This window comes from Paenibacillus sp. GCM10023252, from assembly GCF_042653305.1.
In the GTDB taxonomy this organism is placed as follows: Bacteria; Bacillota; Bacilli; order Paenibacillales; family Paenibacillaceae; genus Pristimantibacillus.
The window spans coordinates 1-15,777 of sequence record NZ_JBHSHW010000007.1 but is presented as its reverse complement, the minus strand read 5'-3'; the positions used below and the strand labels follow the sequence as shown (position 1 = coordinate 15,777).

Genomic DNA, 15,777 nt, shown 5'->3' with positions numbered 1-15,777 from the left:
AAATTCTTACTTTAGTCTTTGTTCTTTTAATATGTATTCTCCTTTCAATAATTTCACATAACGTTCTGATATTCATGACGCCGAAAGGCTTAAGCTGCAATCCTGGTCAAGCGAAGCGACCAGTTTGCCGGGTGGCTCCGCCACTTAGCCTTGCAGGTGTGTCCGGACTGTGTTACCCGCGGCTCTTCTTCTTCGGTCCGGACCGAGGGGCGAATGCCCCGATGCATGAATATGGTGTTATCCGATGCCAGCTACATCTCGATATACTCCCAGTTATCTTGCTATTAATTTAATTTTTATTTTATTAGTTGTTACCAATCCTTCTAATATGTTTACCATTTTCGTTATATCATTCTGCTCTAAAATGTAATGATTCAATTTCATACTCCTTTTTATCTTTATACATACCGTCTTATCGACCATTTTTATTGATGTTATTTCATCAATTTTATATTCTTTTTTACCGACCTTAATATTCTCGGTATTAAATTCCATAATAATAAGATCGTCCTTATGATTAATTAACCATATACACATATACATCGTTACAATAGCAAGTAATGATACTAATAAAATATATATAATAACAACTACTGCATTCATATCTTTAAATAGTACATTAATGAGATTTACTAAACAGATAGGACCTATAATAATTGAAGTATAAGAATTCAATGACCTTCTGACTGTGAATTGATTTTGAATTGGTTTCTACCTTCTTTCTATACTTCTTTTTGCTGGTTTCGGATAACGTTGTTGTATTCACGACGCCCCACCACCTTAAGGTCCGAAGGACCGGCCGCGATGCGGTTAGGTGGTGCGGGTGTGTCCGGCTGAATCTGCTTCTTCGCTACTGGAATCTCACCCCTGAATCCGCTTCTAACTCCGGCCGGACCGAGGGGCGAATGCCCCGATGCGTGAATATGGTGTTATCTGCTGTTCCTGGCATCTTTGAATCACTCACGGCTCTTCATATAGCGAAGCTGCTCTTGAACTTAATCTTGTCTCAACTATGTTCTTTACGAACTGCTGAATGTTGCCACGCTTACTTCTGATTGGTTCTTGTTCTAATACATTCCTAGTTTTGCGACGCATTTTGCGGGACTTTATTGCTACAATGAAGATCTCGAAGTAAAATTTAAGTCAAGCAGCATTGGTTATATATAAAGGGGAATACCAATTGAAAAACCTATTGTTTGTAGTATTCTTTATTGTTTCATACTACGGGATTCCAGCGTTTGGATTTATTTATGTAGTACCTTATATATTGAGGATAATTGATCCAATGGTTAGTCAAATTCCACCTACCAAATACTATTACTTCGATGTATTTAGCTATAACATGTGGTTAGGTATCTTGGGATTAGTAATGTGCATAATTTTTTTGTTTGTTTGTGTTTTTGTTACAAAAAGAGTAATTAGATACATGAGATAAGTATCTCGATTTCAGCGTTCCACGCTACTCCACTCAACTATCTGCTAAATGTTGTCACGCTTACTCCTTGCTCTACCAAGTCTCTAAACATTAAAGCGGACACGCACGAATTCTATTAAAAAAACAAAATAGATTATCCTACATGCTCTTGCACTTCAGGAATTGCAGATAACGTTCTGATATTCACGACGCCGAAAGGCTTAAGCTGCTCTTCTGGTCAAGCGAAGCGACCAGTTCGCCGGGTGGCTCCGCCACTTAGCCTTGCAGGTGTGTCCGGACTGCGTTACCGGCGGCTCTTCTTCTTCGGTCCGGACCGAGGGGCGAATGCCCCGATGCTTGAATATGGTGTTATGTGATGCGACCATCTTCTTCGAATTTACAACCATATTCCGTTAACGAATTCCTTATATTTTGATATCTTGTTGCTCCTAGTAATAACTCGTTATATAAATACATATAGGTTCCTGGACATGAATCAAAGTTTCTACAGTGGTACCTTAAGAGTAATTCAACTTGATCGATATAAAAATATAGACATTTAGCTTTCTTAGTTATCTTGACCGTACAAAAGTATTCACTTAATTCAATTAGTTTCTGCTTTGTGTATTGTAAAATGTCTTGTATATCTTCCTGTTTTAATAGATCATATTCATTTCCTCTGGCTTTCCAATGGTTTTCAAATATTTCCTTACGATCATTTAAGATTTTAAAAACTGGTTCAACTAATTTTAAGTCATACTTTAATTGACGTATTTTAGAATAGTTCAATATTGTCGTGAAGATGAGATTTCACCTCACTTTACTTAATGCCCTTCGGGAGTTTCACATAACGTTCTTGTGTTCACGACGTCCAACTCCCTTAAGCCCGAAGGGCGGCCGCGATGCGGTTAGGGAGTTGGATGTGTCCGGCTGATTCCGCTTCTCTGCTTCTGCCATTTGCTTCCCCGAATCCACTTCTAACTTCTGCCGGACCGAGGGGCGAATGCCCCGAAGCGTGAACATGGTGTTATCTGATGCCGGCGCTTCGAAGAATTACCATCAAAACGAGATCTTATTATTCCCTCTCTTTCAATAGGTCTTCCCATTCTTCAATAGATAATTTATTTGAGATATTCTTTAATCTTTCAGGAACATTTATGAAACACATCAATTCTAAGCTATTTCCATCTGGATCATTAAAATATACTGAAGCATTTCCGGAATAGGGTCTAACAAATGGTTCAATTGAATCTCTACTCCCAAATGTTACAGGTTCTACATTTATAGAATTAAGCCAGTTAATACTTTGTTTAATATCTTCATAACTGACCCTAAAGGCAAAATGTCTTAATGATGGGTGATAAGATGTTTTGTATTCTTCGCCTTGCCAAAGGCCAATCCAGCTTTTTTCTTTCTCAATCCAAAAGAAAGCTGAATCTTCATCTTTCCAAGCAAGTTCTAATCCTAATTTAGAGTAGAATTCGATGGATTTATCGATATTGCTCACGGGTAAATGAGCTTCATATAAGCCTTGTATCATGTATAATTTTCCTCTCTTAAAGATCTCGCCGGTTTCAGATAACGTTGGTGTATTCACGACGTTCCACCACCCTAAAGGAGCGAAGCGACTGGCCGCGATGCGGTTGGGTGGTGCGGATGTGTCCGGCTGACTCTACTTCCCTGCTACTGCCAATGACTTCCCCGAATCCTCTTCTAACTCCGGTCCGGACCGAGGGGCGAATGCCCCGAAGCGTGAATATTGTGTTATCTGAAGGAGCATTGAGATACCCCAGAATTTCTTTATCTTGTTGTTATTAAATAAGGGTATTTTTGTACTTGTATAGTTTCTTCTCTTCCAGTTGCAATGAAAATCTCTAGCGGAAATATTTCAACTTTCTTGTTCGATCCTAACCAGTTTCGGTCTAATGATGAAAGTATTAATAATCCTTCTTCATCTCCAATAGGTGCGAACATGGAGTTACCCGAAATATAAATATGTTCTTTAAATTGTTCCAATAAATACCCAGAAAGAGTTATCACATCCCGCGCTGGCATTCCAATTTCACTTATGTTTAATAGGTCTTCATATGAAAATTCATGACCTAATTTATTCTTGGTGTTGTGCCTTGCTATTAATTCTACAATATTACCAACTGGGTCATAAAAATATATAGAATGAGAATTCCATGATTCTGAAAAATAGTCTTCTTCGTCATTAAATAAATTAATTGTGATCCCTTTTGCCTTTAACCATGAGATTGCTAAGTCCTTTTTGCTTTCTGTAATATTGAATGCAAAATGGTAATATGGATTAGCAACTTCATCACTTATTTCAAAAACTAATTTTGATGAACCAATTTGAAAAGTAACATGCGCTACAGAACGTTCAATTATTGGAAGCTCTAAAATTCTACTATAAAACTCTATTAAGCTATCCAAGCTGCTCGTGAGCAACTTAATTTCTTGAATCTTCATGTGTATGCTCCTTAAAATATTATTCGCTTCGCTCTTTCAGATAACGTTCTTGTATTCACGACGCCGAAAGGCTTAAGCTGCTCTTCTGGTCAAGCGAAGCGACCAGTTTGCCGGGTGGCTCCGCCACTTAGCCTTGCAGGTGTGTCCGGACTGTGTTACCCGGGGCTCTTCTTCATCGGATCCGGACCGAGGGGCGAATGCCCCGATGCGTGAATACTTTGTTATCTGATGCTCCGTTTGGATATCCCCAAGCAAGATCTTATTAGGTTTTCTCCCCTCCCCCCTTCTTTTGACTTGATTTCTTTCGCTTCTTTTAGTTTCTTTTATTCATTCATTCTTTAATTACGGCGACTCGAACACGACTCTTTATTCTACCGTTTGCCGTAACGTTCTGCCGAAGTAACTGGACGCTCCAACTAACTATTTGGTTCATTTTTTCAATTCCATTCTTTTTGTTCATTTATTTATTCTACGGCGACTCTAACTTGTCTCCTTATTCTAATGGCTGGCGTAACGTTCTGCCGATGTCGCACCCTGCTCCAACTAACTATTTAATCTATTCAATTTCTTAGTCATGTTTTGTCCTTTATTCTTTTTTGGTGTTTAGGGGAGGGGAGAAAACCGTCATGAGGTACTCCGATGCCTCATGAATCAGATCTTGCGTTCAGCAACCGTACACTTGTTTCCTGGACGGTTGCTGATGGGTATCGCTCCTTTGTGTTACTTCAGGAGTTTCAGATAACGTTCTTGTATTCACGAACCCGAGAGCCTTAAGTGAGCGATAGCGAACGGGTCGTCAGACTTAGGCTCGCAGGGTTGTCCGGCTGATTCCACTCCTCTGATTTATCCCCGGCCGGACCGAGGGACGAATGTCCCGATGCGTGAATACGGTGTTAAGCGATGGCCCTGATCTTCTTGAATGACTTACAAGTCCGCCCTTCCATTTGCCCTTTGATTCCTATCTTCAATACGTCTTTTAAATCCGATCTTCAAACATGTCCTAGAGTTTAGTCTTCCATTCGCCCTTTAATTCCCAGCTTACTTACTTCCGATTTTACAATCGTCCTTTTACTCAGATCACTATTTCATCCTTCAAATCTGTATTTCTGTTCTTCAATACTCTCTTCAAATTCAATCTTCATATCCATCATGTCTTATGAAATAATGGATTTGATAGCATCATCTTCTCGATGCAATACAGGAAGTCAGTGTTTTTCTAATTTCCTTGCCATTCCAGGGGTTTCGCTTAACGTTCTGATATTCACGACGCCGAAAGGCTTAAGCTGCTCTTCTGGTCAAGCGAAGCGATCAGTTTGCCGTGTGGCTCCGCCACTTAGCCTTGCAGGTGTGTCCGGACTGCGTTACCCGCGGCTCTTCTTCTTCGGTCCGGATCGAGGGGCGAATGCCCCGAAGCGTGAATATGGTGTTATATGACGTACTTGTCTTCTTGAGTTACTTTCACCATATCTTCATCGAGTTTGCTTTCAATATATGCCTTGCCTCCTCGAATTTGCTTACAAAAATATGTCTTCTAACTAGCCTCTTCGGATCTGCTTACAAAACATGCCCTTCTAAACCAGCCTCATCGAATCTTCTTGCAAAAACATGCCCTTCTAACCAGCCTCACCGAGTTTGCTTGCAAAATATGCCCTTCTAACTAGCCTCATCGACTCTGCTTGCAATATATGCCCTTCACATCCAGCCACATCGAGTTTGCTTGCAAAATATGCCCTTCTAACTAGCCTCATCGACTCCGCTTGCAATATATGCCCTTCACATCCAGCCACATCGAGTTTGCTTGCAAAATATGCCCTTCTAACCAGCCTCATCGACTCTGCTTGCAATATATGCCCTTCACATCCAACCTCATCGAATTGGGATGCAACAAACAAGCAATTCTATTACAACTTTATCAATTCCTAATGTCTATTAGGGAAATCGTAATCTGATCTTCAAGTATGTCATATAACGTACTTGTATTCACGACGCCCCACCACCTTAAGGTCCGAAGGACCGGCCGCGATGCGGTTAGGTGGTGCGGGTGTGTCCGGCTGATTCCGCTTCCCTGCTACTGCCAATGACATCCCCGAATCCGCTTCTAACTTCTGCCGGACCGAGAGCCGAATGGCTCGATGCGTGAATATGGTGTTATGCGATGTCTAAGCCCCCCTGAATCACCTTTCATATCTCAGATTTTTATATATTTCTCCTGTTTCTCTTCAGTATTATTTATTCTCCAAAATTCATATTGTTCAGTACCTCCTATGTTAATTCCAGAAATAAAAGTCGGATCAAAAAATAATACTTGTTCATTCCTTAATTTAATCATTGTACTATCGCATGTTATTTCGTTCTCATATTCTTCCAAATTATACAACGTAATACTCGAAACGATATTCGATATCGATGTAGAGTTAATAAATACTAAATCACTAATAGAAGATATTGCAGGAAAAAAATCTTCAACCAATTCAAAATTATGTCTGATACTGGGTACTACAGTTATTTTCAGTCTTGAATATTGATTTATAGATTCAAATTCTAAATATACTTCTCCGAATTTAACATATACAAACCTAAGCATTGGAGTGAATTCATAAATCCCGTCGTCTTCCAAGTAAATAAATCCAGTTAAATTAATATCTTTTATGGGTTTGGATTTGATAATGCTTAATATATTCTGAAGCAATGTTAGTTACCTCCATTATTACGATTAGCAGTTGCTTAGATTTCGCATAACGTTCTGGTATTCACGACGCCGAAAGGCTTAAGCTGCAAATCTGGTCAAGCGAAGTGACCAGGACGCCGGGTGGCTCCGCCACTTAGCCTTGTAGGTGTGTCCGGACTGCGATACCCTCGGCTCTTCTTCTTCGGTCCGGACCGAGGGGCGAATGCCCCGAAGCGTGAATATGGTGTTATACGCAGTACCTCACATCTTCGAGATTCATTCAATTTTGCTAGTCTTGTATATCCGATCTAACAATCTATAATCTTCTTTACTAAAGGTCATTTGTGGTACTCTATCTAACCACTTAATTTTAGAATCAATAAATTCATTCTGTTCAATTAGATCTTTTGAATTATTCATATCGATACCAATTCGGTTCCAATTTACTTGATTATTTGTAGTTTCTACTTCAGCAACTATCAATGTACATGAAATATCACAGTCATCAGGACACATTAATATAGGTAATATCTTCTTATCATCCGCTGCCTGATAAACATTTTGAATTAATTTCGATTCCTCATCAATACTCATCCAATCGACGATCGTTGGAATCAGTCCTAATATTAAATCATCTGGATAAATCTCATTTAAAATAGAGTCCAAAGGGTTGCCATCAACAAGAATAATTGGATGTGTACCTTTTACAAATTTGCTGTTGGAATCTACAACAGAAAGCTTATTTATCATTTCCTCAACTCCTCCGAGTTGCGTACTAAAATAAAGAACTCAGGTATTGCGTATAACGTTCTTGTATTCACGACGCCGAAAGGCTTAAGCTGCCCTTCTGGTCAAGCGAAGCGACCAGGTTGCCGGGTGGCTCCGCCACTTAGCCTTGCAGGTGTGTCCGGACTGAGTTACCCGCGGCTCTTCTTCTTCGGATCCGGACCGAGGGGCGAATGCCCCGATGCGTGAATACTGTGTTATCTGATGCTCCGTTTTGATATGTGCCCAAGCAAGATCTTATTGTTAGGTTTTCTCCCCTCCCCCCTTCTTTTGACTTGATTTCTTTCGCTTCTTTTAGATTCCTTTCTTTTATTCATTCATTCTTTAATTACGGCGACTCGAACACGACTCTTTATTCTACCGTTTGCCGTAACGTTCTGCCGAAGTAACTGGACGCTCCAACTAACTATTTGGTTCATTTTTTCAATTCCATTCTTTTGGTTCATTTATTTATTCTACGGCGACTCCAACTTGTCTCCTTATTCTAATGGCTGGCGTAACGTTCTGCCGAAGTCGCACCCTTCTCCAACTAACTATTTAATCTATTCAATTTCTTAGTCATGTTTTGTCCCAGTGTTTATTCTTTTTTGGTGTTTAGGGGGAGGGGAGAAAACCCTCATGAGGCACTCCGATGCCTAATGAATCAGATCTTGCGTTCCGTAACCGTCAACTGGTTTCCTGGACGATTGCGGATGGGCATCTCTCCTTTGTGTTACTTCAGGAGTTTCAGATAACGTTCTGATATTCATGACGCCGAAAGGCTTAAGCTGCAGTTCTGGTCAAGTGAAGCGACCAGTTTGCCGGGTGGCTCCGCCACTTAGCCTTGCAGGTGTGTCCGGACTGTGTTACCCGCGGCTCTTCTTCATCGGATCCGGACCGAGGGGCGTATGCCCCGATGCGTGAATATGGTGTTATCGGATGTCAATGCCGTCCTCGATCTACTACTCTTCTTTCAGCACTCTAATCAATTAGTTCTATTCTGAATTTATTCATCAACTTTTGTGATATTTTTATTGCTTCTTCCCTATTATCAACTGGTGCCGTTATCATAAGTCCATTGGTAGGATTCCAGGTTTCTTCGTTATCTAAATTCGTTAATGCAATTGTAAATTCAGTAAAATTATTATTTATATAAATCATTCCATATTGATAGATATCAGCTGTAACTCGCCCTGCTTCATCTATAATTCTAAATCCAGAAAATACCGAACTGAAATTACCGCCATGATAGAGTAATTCAAGTTCTGTTCTGTCTTCTGGAACTTTCGGTATTTCATTACCTTCAAATTTGAGATTGCCTTTAAACGATTTACTGCCATTAATTTGGTTTCTGATTTTTCCTTTAAACTGAATTTTTATCCTTTCAAACACTTGATCGTTACCTAATTGAAAATATACGCCTTCGAGTGTCCTATTATATTGTTTAGGTGTGAAATACCAAACAGAACTTACAACTATACATAGAAGAATTAAGAATACCAATTTTCTTATCATCTCGCCCTCCTTAAAGTCTTTGCATTGATTTCCGATAACGTTCTGATATTCATGACGCCGAAAGGCTTAAGCTGCAGTTCTGGTCAAGCGAAGCGACCAGGAAGCCGGGTGGCTCCGCCACTTAGCCTTGCAGGTGTGTCCGGACTGTGTTACCCGCAGCCCTTCTTCATCGGATCCGGACCGAGGGGCGTATGCCCCGAAGCATGAATATGGTGTTAGCTGATGCCAATGCCTTCTTCGAGTTACTCAAGTTAAGCTCTATTGACTTTCTTACTTGTTTAGCTTAATTTTTGTATATATATTCAAGTATATGTATAAACAATGATGGAGGGCGTTAGATGATCAAAGCTCTTATATTTGATTGGGGTGATACAGTAATGATTGATGACCCTAATAAACATGAACCAATGGCTGACTGGCAAGAAGTTCAACTAGTGCCTGGGATAATAGATGCCCTTGAATATTTAAACAACCATTTTATTTTATGCATTGCATCTAATGCGAGAGAATCAGATGCTAGCTTAATGAGAAGGGCTTTAGAGAGAGTTAATGTACTTCATTTTTTTAATTACTCCTTTACTTCAAAAGAATTAGGAGCTACTAAACCTAACCCACTCTTCTTTAAATCACTAATAAATGAAATGGGTCTTCAATTTTCAGATTGTATAATGATCGGCAATGATTATCAGAAGGATATTGTTGGTGCAAGTCAGATTGGTCTAAAAACAATATGGTTTAATCCAAGTAATATATCCATTCCTTCAGATTTAATAGCTGATGATGAGATTTCATCAATGAATGATTTGGTGAAAGCTGTTGAATGTATGGTTAATTAAATCTGCAATGGTTTCAGCTAACGTTTCGTATATTCACGACGTCAGACGTAGTCGGATGTGTCCGCCTGATTCTGCTTCCCTGCCAATATCTCCTGCCGGACCGAGGGCGAATGCCCGATGCGTGAATATGGTGTTAGACGAGGTTAACGGCTTCTTTGCGCTGCTCACAAACGATTTGAAAATTATCTGTCAATATGCTTTTAATACGCCTTTAATTACGATTTGCGATTCCAGTTTTTATCGCCTTTATTTTGGTTTTCAATATTCTTTAATCGTTTCTTCTGTTCACTTCTTTTTCCAATTGTGTTATCATACTTTTAAAGAAGCCGAGTGCGCTAACACTCGGCTCAACAATTGGCTTGGATGGGATTTCCCTTCTTAGTCAAAAGGCACAAAAACCCACCTGGGCGCTAACCTTAGGGTGGGTTTTTACTTTCTCTTGTTGTTCGAATTAATGTAAGTTAGAAGTGCAAGAATAAACGATCCAAATAAAAACATGATCGTCAAAGCATCTTTAACTTCCATGGCTTCACCTCCTTTCGAAGGGAATCCATGCCCACCCAAGATTCAATTGTCTTTCCTATTGTACCATCATCTACCAACTAGGTGAAGAACAATTGTTCGATGTTTTTAATCGATATTGATCTCGTTAATTTCGTCTAACGTAAGTGTATTCACGACGTCCCACCACCCTAAAGGAGCGAAGCGACTGGCCGCGATGCGGTTGGGTGGTGCGGATGTGTCCGGCAGATTCTACTTCCTTGCTACTGCCAATGACTTCCCCGAATCCTCTTCTAACTTCTGCCGGACCGAGGGCCGAATAGCCCGAAGCGTGAATATTGTGTTATATGATGTCGGGGGCTTCATCGAGTTGCTTTCAAAAGTTGTATTAAATTAGGTCCAAGTTGGGTTAATTTCTCTTTAATATATGGATTTGTGTTCTCCGGAACTTCATTGATATTAAAAAATTGTCCTTCCAAAGCTTCAAATCCATCTGGTTTCAAAGTCCCTTCAAAATCAGTACATATGTATCCAATGATTACGTTGTAATATTCATGTCCATTTCTTAGTTTGGTGAAAAGCTCTTGTCCTGAAAATACTCCAAATAATTGGAGTGACTTTAGTTCTAAATTGATTTCCTCTTTCACTTCTCTTCTCAAACACTCTTCTGTTGATTCTCCTAATTCCATGAGCCCTCCGGGTATTCCCCAGGAATTGTCTTGATATTTAACTAATAAGATTTGTCCTACTTTATTAATAATGGCTACGCTTGGGCGGACCAAAATTAATGGTCTGTTTCCAACAACTTCTCTTAGTTCTTCAATGTATCCCACAATACAACCCCCAAATTAAATGTTCTTTAACGCATTTCCCCGATTTCATCTAACGTTCTGATATTCACGACGCCGAAAGGCTTAAGCTGCTATTCTGGTCAAGCGAAGCGACCAGTTTGCCGGGTGGCTCCGCCACTTAGCCTTGCAGGTGTGTCCGGACTGAGTTACCCACGGCCCTTCAGCCTCGGTCCGGACCGAGGGGCGAATGCCCCGAAGCATGAATATGGTGTTATACGACGATCCTGCCTTCTTCGAATTTACTAATAATTTCTCTTACTTCTCTTAAGTCCTTACAGATATAATTAGGTTCTGTTCCCTCCGGTTTTTTCTTACTCAGTCTGTTTAACCAGACCGACTTTATTCCTGCATTATTTGCTCCTCCTACATCACTTGTATATGAATCCCCTATATGTAAAACTTCATTAGCGGAAAGATTATGTCTGCTAAGAACTTCAAGAAATATTTCCGGTCTGGGTTTGTAAGACTTTACATCTTCACTTGTTACTATCTCATTTACCTGAATACCATGATATGTAGCTGCCTTATGAATATCAGCTGTATCAATATTCGATATAATATAGATCTGATACCCGTGGAGGCTTTGTAAAAAGGGAAGTGTATCATCATAAATTTTAGGTTTACACCAATGATCAAACTGTTTTTGAATTATTTCACTTACATCACAGTTGGCCTTATATCTAGAGATCGTCTCAGATAATGAACGGATTCCAAGTTCCCGTTGAGTTCTAAAAGAATCTCCATAACTGTTTTGAAACATATTTGAAAAGACTTTCCACCAATGGCTTCCAATATCGCTCACTTCGCATTCTTCCAAAGCAGTTTCTTTTACTTCCTTACAGATCATTGGAATAATTTCATCATCTTCATGGACCAATGTTCCATAAAAATCAAGGAAAATTGCCTTAGGAATCATTATTTTAGCTCCTTTGAGTAGCTTAATTAATCAGTCTTGCAGGTTTGTCGTATAACGTTCTTGTATTCACGACGCCGAAAGGCTTAAGCTGCTCTTCTGGTCTAGCGCAGCGACCAGGAAGCCGGGTGGCTCCGCCACTTAGCCTTGCAGGTGTGTCCGGACTGAGTTGCCCGCGGCTCTTCTTCATCGGATCCGGACCGAGGGGCGAATGCCCCGATGCGTGAATACTGTGTTATCTGATGCTCCGTATTGATATGCCCAAGCAAGATCTTATTATTAGGTTTTCTCCCCTCCCCCCTTCTTTTGACTTGATTTCTTTCGCTTCTTTTAGATTCCTTTTATTCATTCATTCTTTCATTACGGCGACTCGAACACGACTCTTTATTCTACCGTTTGCCGTAACGTTCTGCTGAAGTAACTGGACGCTCTAACTAACTACTTGGTTCTTTTTTTCAATTCCATTCTTTTTATTTCATTTATTTATTCTACGGCGACTCCAACTTGTTTCCTTATTCTAATGGCTGGCGTAACGTTCTGCCGAAGTCGCATCCTTCTCCAACTAACTATTTAATGTATTCAATTTCTTAGTCATGTTTTGTCCCAGTGTTTATTCTTTTTTTGTGTTTAGGGGGAGGGGAGAAAACCGTCATGAGGCCTTTCATCTGCCTCATGAATCAGATCTTGCGTTCAGCAACCGTACACTTGTTTCCTGGACGGTTGCTGATGGGCGTCTCTCCATTGTGTTACTTCAGGAGTTTCAGATAACGTTCTGATATTCATGACGCCGAAAGGCTTAAGCTGCTCATCTGGTCAAGCGAAGTGACCAATTTTCCGGGTGGCTCCGCCACTTAGCCTTGCAGGTGTGTCCGGGACTGCCATTACCCGCGGCACTTCTTCTTCAGTCCGGACCGAGGGGCGAATGCCCCGAAGCATGAATGTGGTGTTATACGCAGTACCTGACATCTTCGAGTTTCATTCAATCTTGCTAGTTTTGTATATCCGATCTAACAATCTATAATCTTCTTTACTAAAGGTCATTCGTGGTACTCTATCTAACCACTTAATTTTAGAATCAACAAATTCATTCTGTTTAATCAGATCTTTTGGGTTATTCATATCTATACCTATTCGGTTCCAATTTACTTGATCTTTTATAGTTTCTACTTCAGCAACTATCAATGTACATGAAATATCACAGTCATCAGGACACATTAATATAGGTAATATCTTCTTATTATCCGCGGCTGAATAAACATTCTGTACTAATTTCGATTCCTCATCATAACTCATCCAGTCGACGATCGTTGGAATCAGTCCTAATATCAAATCATCTGGATAAATCTCATTTAATATAGAGTCCAAAGGGTTTCCATCAACCAAAATAATTGGATGTGTACCTTTTACAAATTTGCTGTTGGAATCTACAACAGAAAGCTTATTTATCATTTCCTCAACTCCTTCGAGTTGCGTACTAAAATAAAGAACTCAGGTATTGCGTATAACGTTCTTGTATTCACGACGCCGAAAGGCTTAAGCTGCAGTTCTGGTCAAGCGAAGCGACCAGTTTGCCGGGTGGCTCCGCCACTTAGCCTTGCAGGTGTGTCCGGACTGCGTTACCCGCGGCTCTTCAGCTTCGGTCCGGACCGAGGGCCGAATGGCCCGAAGCGTGAATATGGTGTTATGCGTAGTTACTATCTTCTTGAATAGACATTCAAATAATTCCGATTTCTCTAAAGATGATTTGTTTATTTTCATTTATTTCAAAGTCAAAGTTAATAATCTGAATCATTTGATTATGAGGCAGTTCAAATTTCAGATCACTGTTCAATTTTGCTTTGATTTCACTGTAAGTCATTCCATCTATAATTTTTGCTTTAATATCATCAATTTTATTTATCAGACCTGTAGAATTTCTTGAGTTAAATCCTATATTAAGTAAGGATTTATATGGCGGAATTATGTAGCTATCAAATTTCTTTCTGAACTTTTCATCATCATTTAATGTTTCTTCTATAACTTCGAGATCTTCTGGACTAACTTTAATACACAACGATTGTGCACATACATCCCAACTGATTTGAGGTTTGTAACTTCCGCTAAAACCTTTCTTTAAAACAACCAATGGATCAGAGATCTCATCGCCAAGTTTATTTTTGGATGCGTCAAGTATCCCGCCTACATGGCATTCATCATAATATTGTTTAACAATCTTCTCTACTTTGAATAAGCCTTTATTGTATCCTGTAACCCAATCACCGACCTGCATTGTGGTCATCCTCTTCTTATTTTTCGTTATTTACTGTAATTACGCATAACGTTCTTGTATTCACGACGCCGAAAGGCTTAAGCTGCAGTTCTGGTCAAGCGAAGCGACCAGTTTGCCGGGTGGCTCCGCCACTTAGCCTTGCAGGTGTGTCCGGACTGTGTTACCCGCGGCTCTTCTTCATCGGATCCGGACCGAGGGGCGAATGCCCCGATGCGTGAATACTGTGTTATCTGATGCTCCGTTTTAATATGCCCAAGCAAGATCTTATTGTTAGGTTTTCTCCCCTCCCCCTTCTTTTGACTTGATTTCTTTCGCTTCTTTTAGATTCCTTTTATTCATTCATTCTTTAAATACGGCGGCTCGAACACAACTCTTTATTCTACCGTTTGCCGTAACGTTCTGCCGAAGTAACTGGACGCTCCAATTAACTATTTGGTTCATTTTTTTATTTCCATTCTTTTTATTTCATTTATTTATTCTACGGCGACTCCAACTTGTCTCCTTATTCTAACGGCTGGCGTAACGTTCTACCGAAGTCGCACCCTTCTCCAACTAACTATTTAATCTATTTTATTTCTTAGTCATGTTTTGTCCCAGTGTTTATTCTTTTTTGGTGTTTAGGGGGAGGGGAGAAAACCGTCATGAGGCACTCCGATGCCTCATGAATTAGATCTTGCGTTCAGCAACCGTACACTTGTTTCCCGGACGGTTGCTGATGGGTGTCTCTCATTTGTGTTACTTCAGGAGTTTCAGATAACGTTGTTGGATTCACGACGCCTCACCGACTTAAGGGCCAAAGGCCCGGGCGCGACGCGCTTAGTCGGTGCAGGTGTGTCCGGCTGAGTTACCCGCGGCTCTTCCTCATCGGTCCGGACCAAGGGCCGGAGGCCCGCAGCGTGAATCTGGTGTTATACGCTGTTCCTGACTTCTCGATAGACCTACGAAATATCTTCTCTAATACCTTTATCATTTAGTTAATCTAATAGTACATATGTCATTGAAGTATCCAACATTTTCTTTAAGTTTTTTCCTAATGAATAGTGGTTTGGGATGTCCTTTGAAATCACGCAGATAATATTTCCCGCTTCACCACGCGATAAATTTGTAAGCTGAAGATACTCATTATTATCATAAATATAGGATACTAAATACTCATAATAATCTTCCGATTTTTCCTTTACATTCAAACCAACACCGAATAATCTAACCCTAGTCCCTGCCCATATCTTATAATTGTCATCTAGCTCTTCAAGAAAAATCCAGCCATTTTCTATCACATAATTAGCCTCCAAAAATGGAATAAGAAATTAGAAGATAACCCACTCAATGATCTCAAAAACTATTTAAGAATTAGAAACTATGATCTTCTTTTATGGCTCTTTCAGGAATTGCGTATAACGTTCTGATATTCATGACGCCGAAAGGCTTAAGCTGCAGTCCTGGTCAAGCGAAGCGACCAGTTTGCCGGGTGGCTCCGCCACTTAGCCTTGCAGGTGTGTCCGCCCGAATAACTTCTTCGATTTATCTTCAGGCGGACCGAGGGGCGAATGCCCCGATGCATGAATATGGT

The 15,777-nt window shown here is 40.2% G+C and carries 12 protein-coding genes; 1 reads left to right on the top strand and 11 read right to left on the bottom strand.

Features of this window, described 5'->3' with window-relative positions:
• Nucleotides 1-2,489 precede the first annotated feature (2,489 nt).
• From ACFO9Q_RS04955 to ACFO9Q_RS04935, 5 genes are all read right to left on the bottom strand, one after another.
• A complete protein-coding gene (locus ACFO9Q_RS04955; RefSeq protein WP_379179309.1) occupies nt 2,490-2,954 on the bottom strand; it encodes a VOC family protein in 465 nt (154 codons plus the stop codon).
• Nucleotides 2,955-3,214: 260 nt separating this feature from the next.
• Nucleotides 3,215-3,889, bottom strand: coding sequence for a VOC family protein (locus tag ACFO9Q_RS04950; protein ID WP_379179307.1), 675 nt, complete (start codon nt 3,887-3,889; stop codon nt 3,215-3,217).
• Between the two features lie 2,188 nt (nt 3,890-6,077).
• Complete coding sequence (locus ACFO9Q_RS04945) at nt 6,078-6,578, bottom strand: hypothetical protein (protein WP_379179305.1); 501 nt, start codon at nt 6,576-6,578, stop codon at nt 6,078-6,080.
• A gap of 255 nt (nt 6,579-6,833) precedes the next feature.
• Nucleotides 6,834-7,307, bottom strand: a complete 474-nt coding sequence (locus tag ACFO9Q_RS04940) for a hypothetical protein (RefSeq protein WP_379179303.1) — start codon at nt 7,305-7,307, stop codon at nt 6,834-6,836.
• Between the two features lie 996 nt (nt 7,308-8,303).
• Nucleotides 8,304-8,837, bottom strand: coding sequence for a hypothetical protein (locus tag ACFO9Q_RS04935; protein WP_379179301.1), 534 nt, complete (start codon nt 8,835-8,837; stop codon nt 8,304-8,306).
• A gap of 338 nt (nt 8,838-9,175) precedes the next feature.
• Between ACFO9Q_RS04935 and ACFO9Q_RS04930 the strand changes: the two genes are divergently transcribed.
• A complete protein-coding gene (locus ACFO9Q_RS04930; protein ID WP_379179299.1) occupies nt 9,176-9,673 on the top strand; it encodes an HAD family hydrolase in 498 nt (165 codons plus the stop codon).
• 429 nt (nt 9,674-10,102) lie between these two features.
• On the opposite strand, the gene ACFO9Q_RS04925 is transcribed toward ACFO9Q_RS04930, so the two are convergent.
• From ACFO9Q_RS04925 to ACFO9Q_RS04900, 6 genes are all read right to left on the bottom strand, one after another.
• Nucleotides 10,103-10,198, bottom strand: a complete 96-nt coding sequence (locus tag ACFO9Q_RS04925; RefSeq protein WP_219930283.1) for a putative holin-like toxin — start codon at nt 10,196-10,198, stop codon at nt 10,103-10,105.
• A 338-nt stretch (nt 10,199-10,536) separates the two neighbouring features.
• Nucleotides 10,537-11,007 (bottom strand): NUDIX hydrolase, encoded by a 471-nt coding sequence (locus tag ACFO9Q_RS04920; RefSeq protein WP_379179297.1) that lies wholly within the window; start codon nt 11,005-11,007, stop codon nt 10,537-10,539.
• A 229-nt stretch (nt 11,008-11,236) separates the two neighbouring features.
• Nucleotides 11,237-11,941, bottom strand: a complete 705-nt coding sequence (locus tag ACFO9Q_RS04915) for an HAD family hydrolase (protein ID WP_379179295.1) — start codon at nt 11,939-11,941, stop codon at nt 11,237-11,239.
• Nucleotides 11,942-12,913: 972 nt separating this feature from the next.
• Nucleotides 12,914-13,387 (bottom strand): hypothetical protein, encoded by a 474-nt coding sequence (locus ACFO9Q_RS04910; protein ID WP_379179293.1) that lies wholly within the window; start codon nt 13,385-13,387, stop codon nt 12,914-12,916.
• A gap of 265 nt (nt 13,388-13,652) precedes the next feature.
• Nucleotides 13,653-14,207: a hypothetical protein gene (locus ACFO9Q_RS04905; protein ID WP_379179291.1), complete on the bottom strand. Its 555-nt coding sequence runs from the start codon at nt 14,205-14,207 to the stop codon at nt 13,653-13,655.
• A 974-nt stretch (nt 14,208-15,181) separates the two neighbouring features.
• The gene (locus ACFO9Q_RS04900) at nt 15,182-15,484 is read right to left on the bottom strand and encodes a hypothetical protein (RefSeq protein WP_379179289.1); all 303 of its coding nucleotides are present in this window, start codon (nt 15,482-15,484) and stop codon (nt 15,182-15,184) included.
• Between the last annotated feature and the right edge of the window lie 293 nt (nt 15,485-15,777).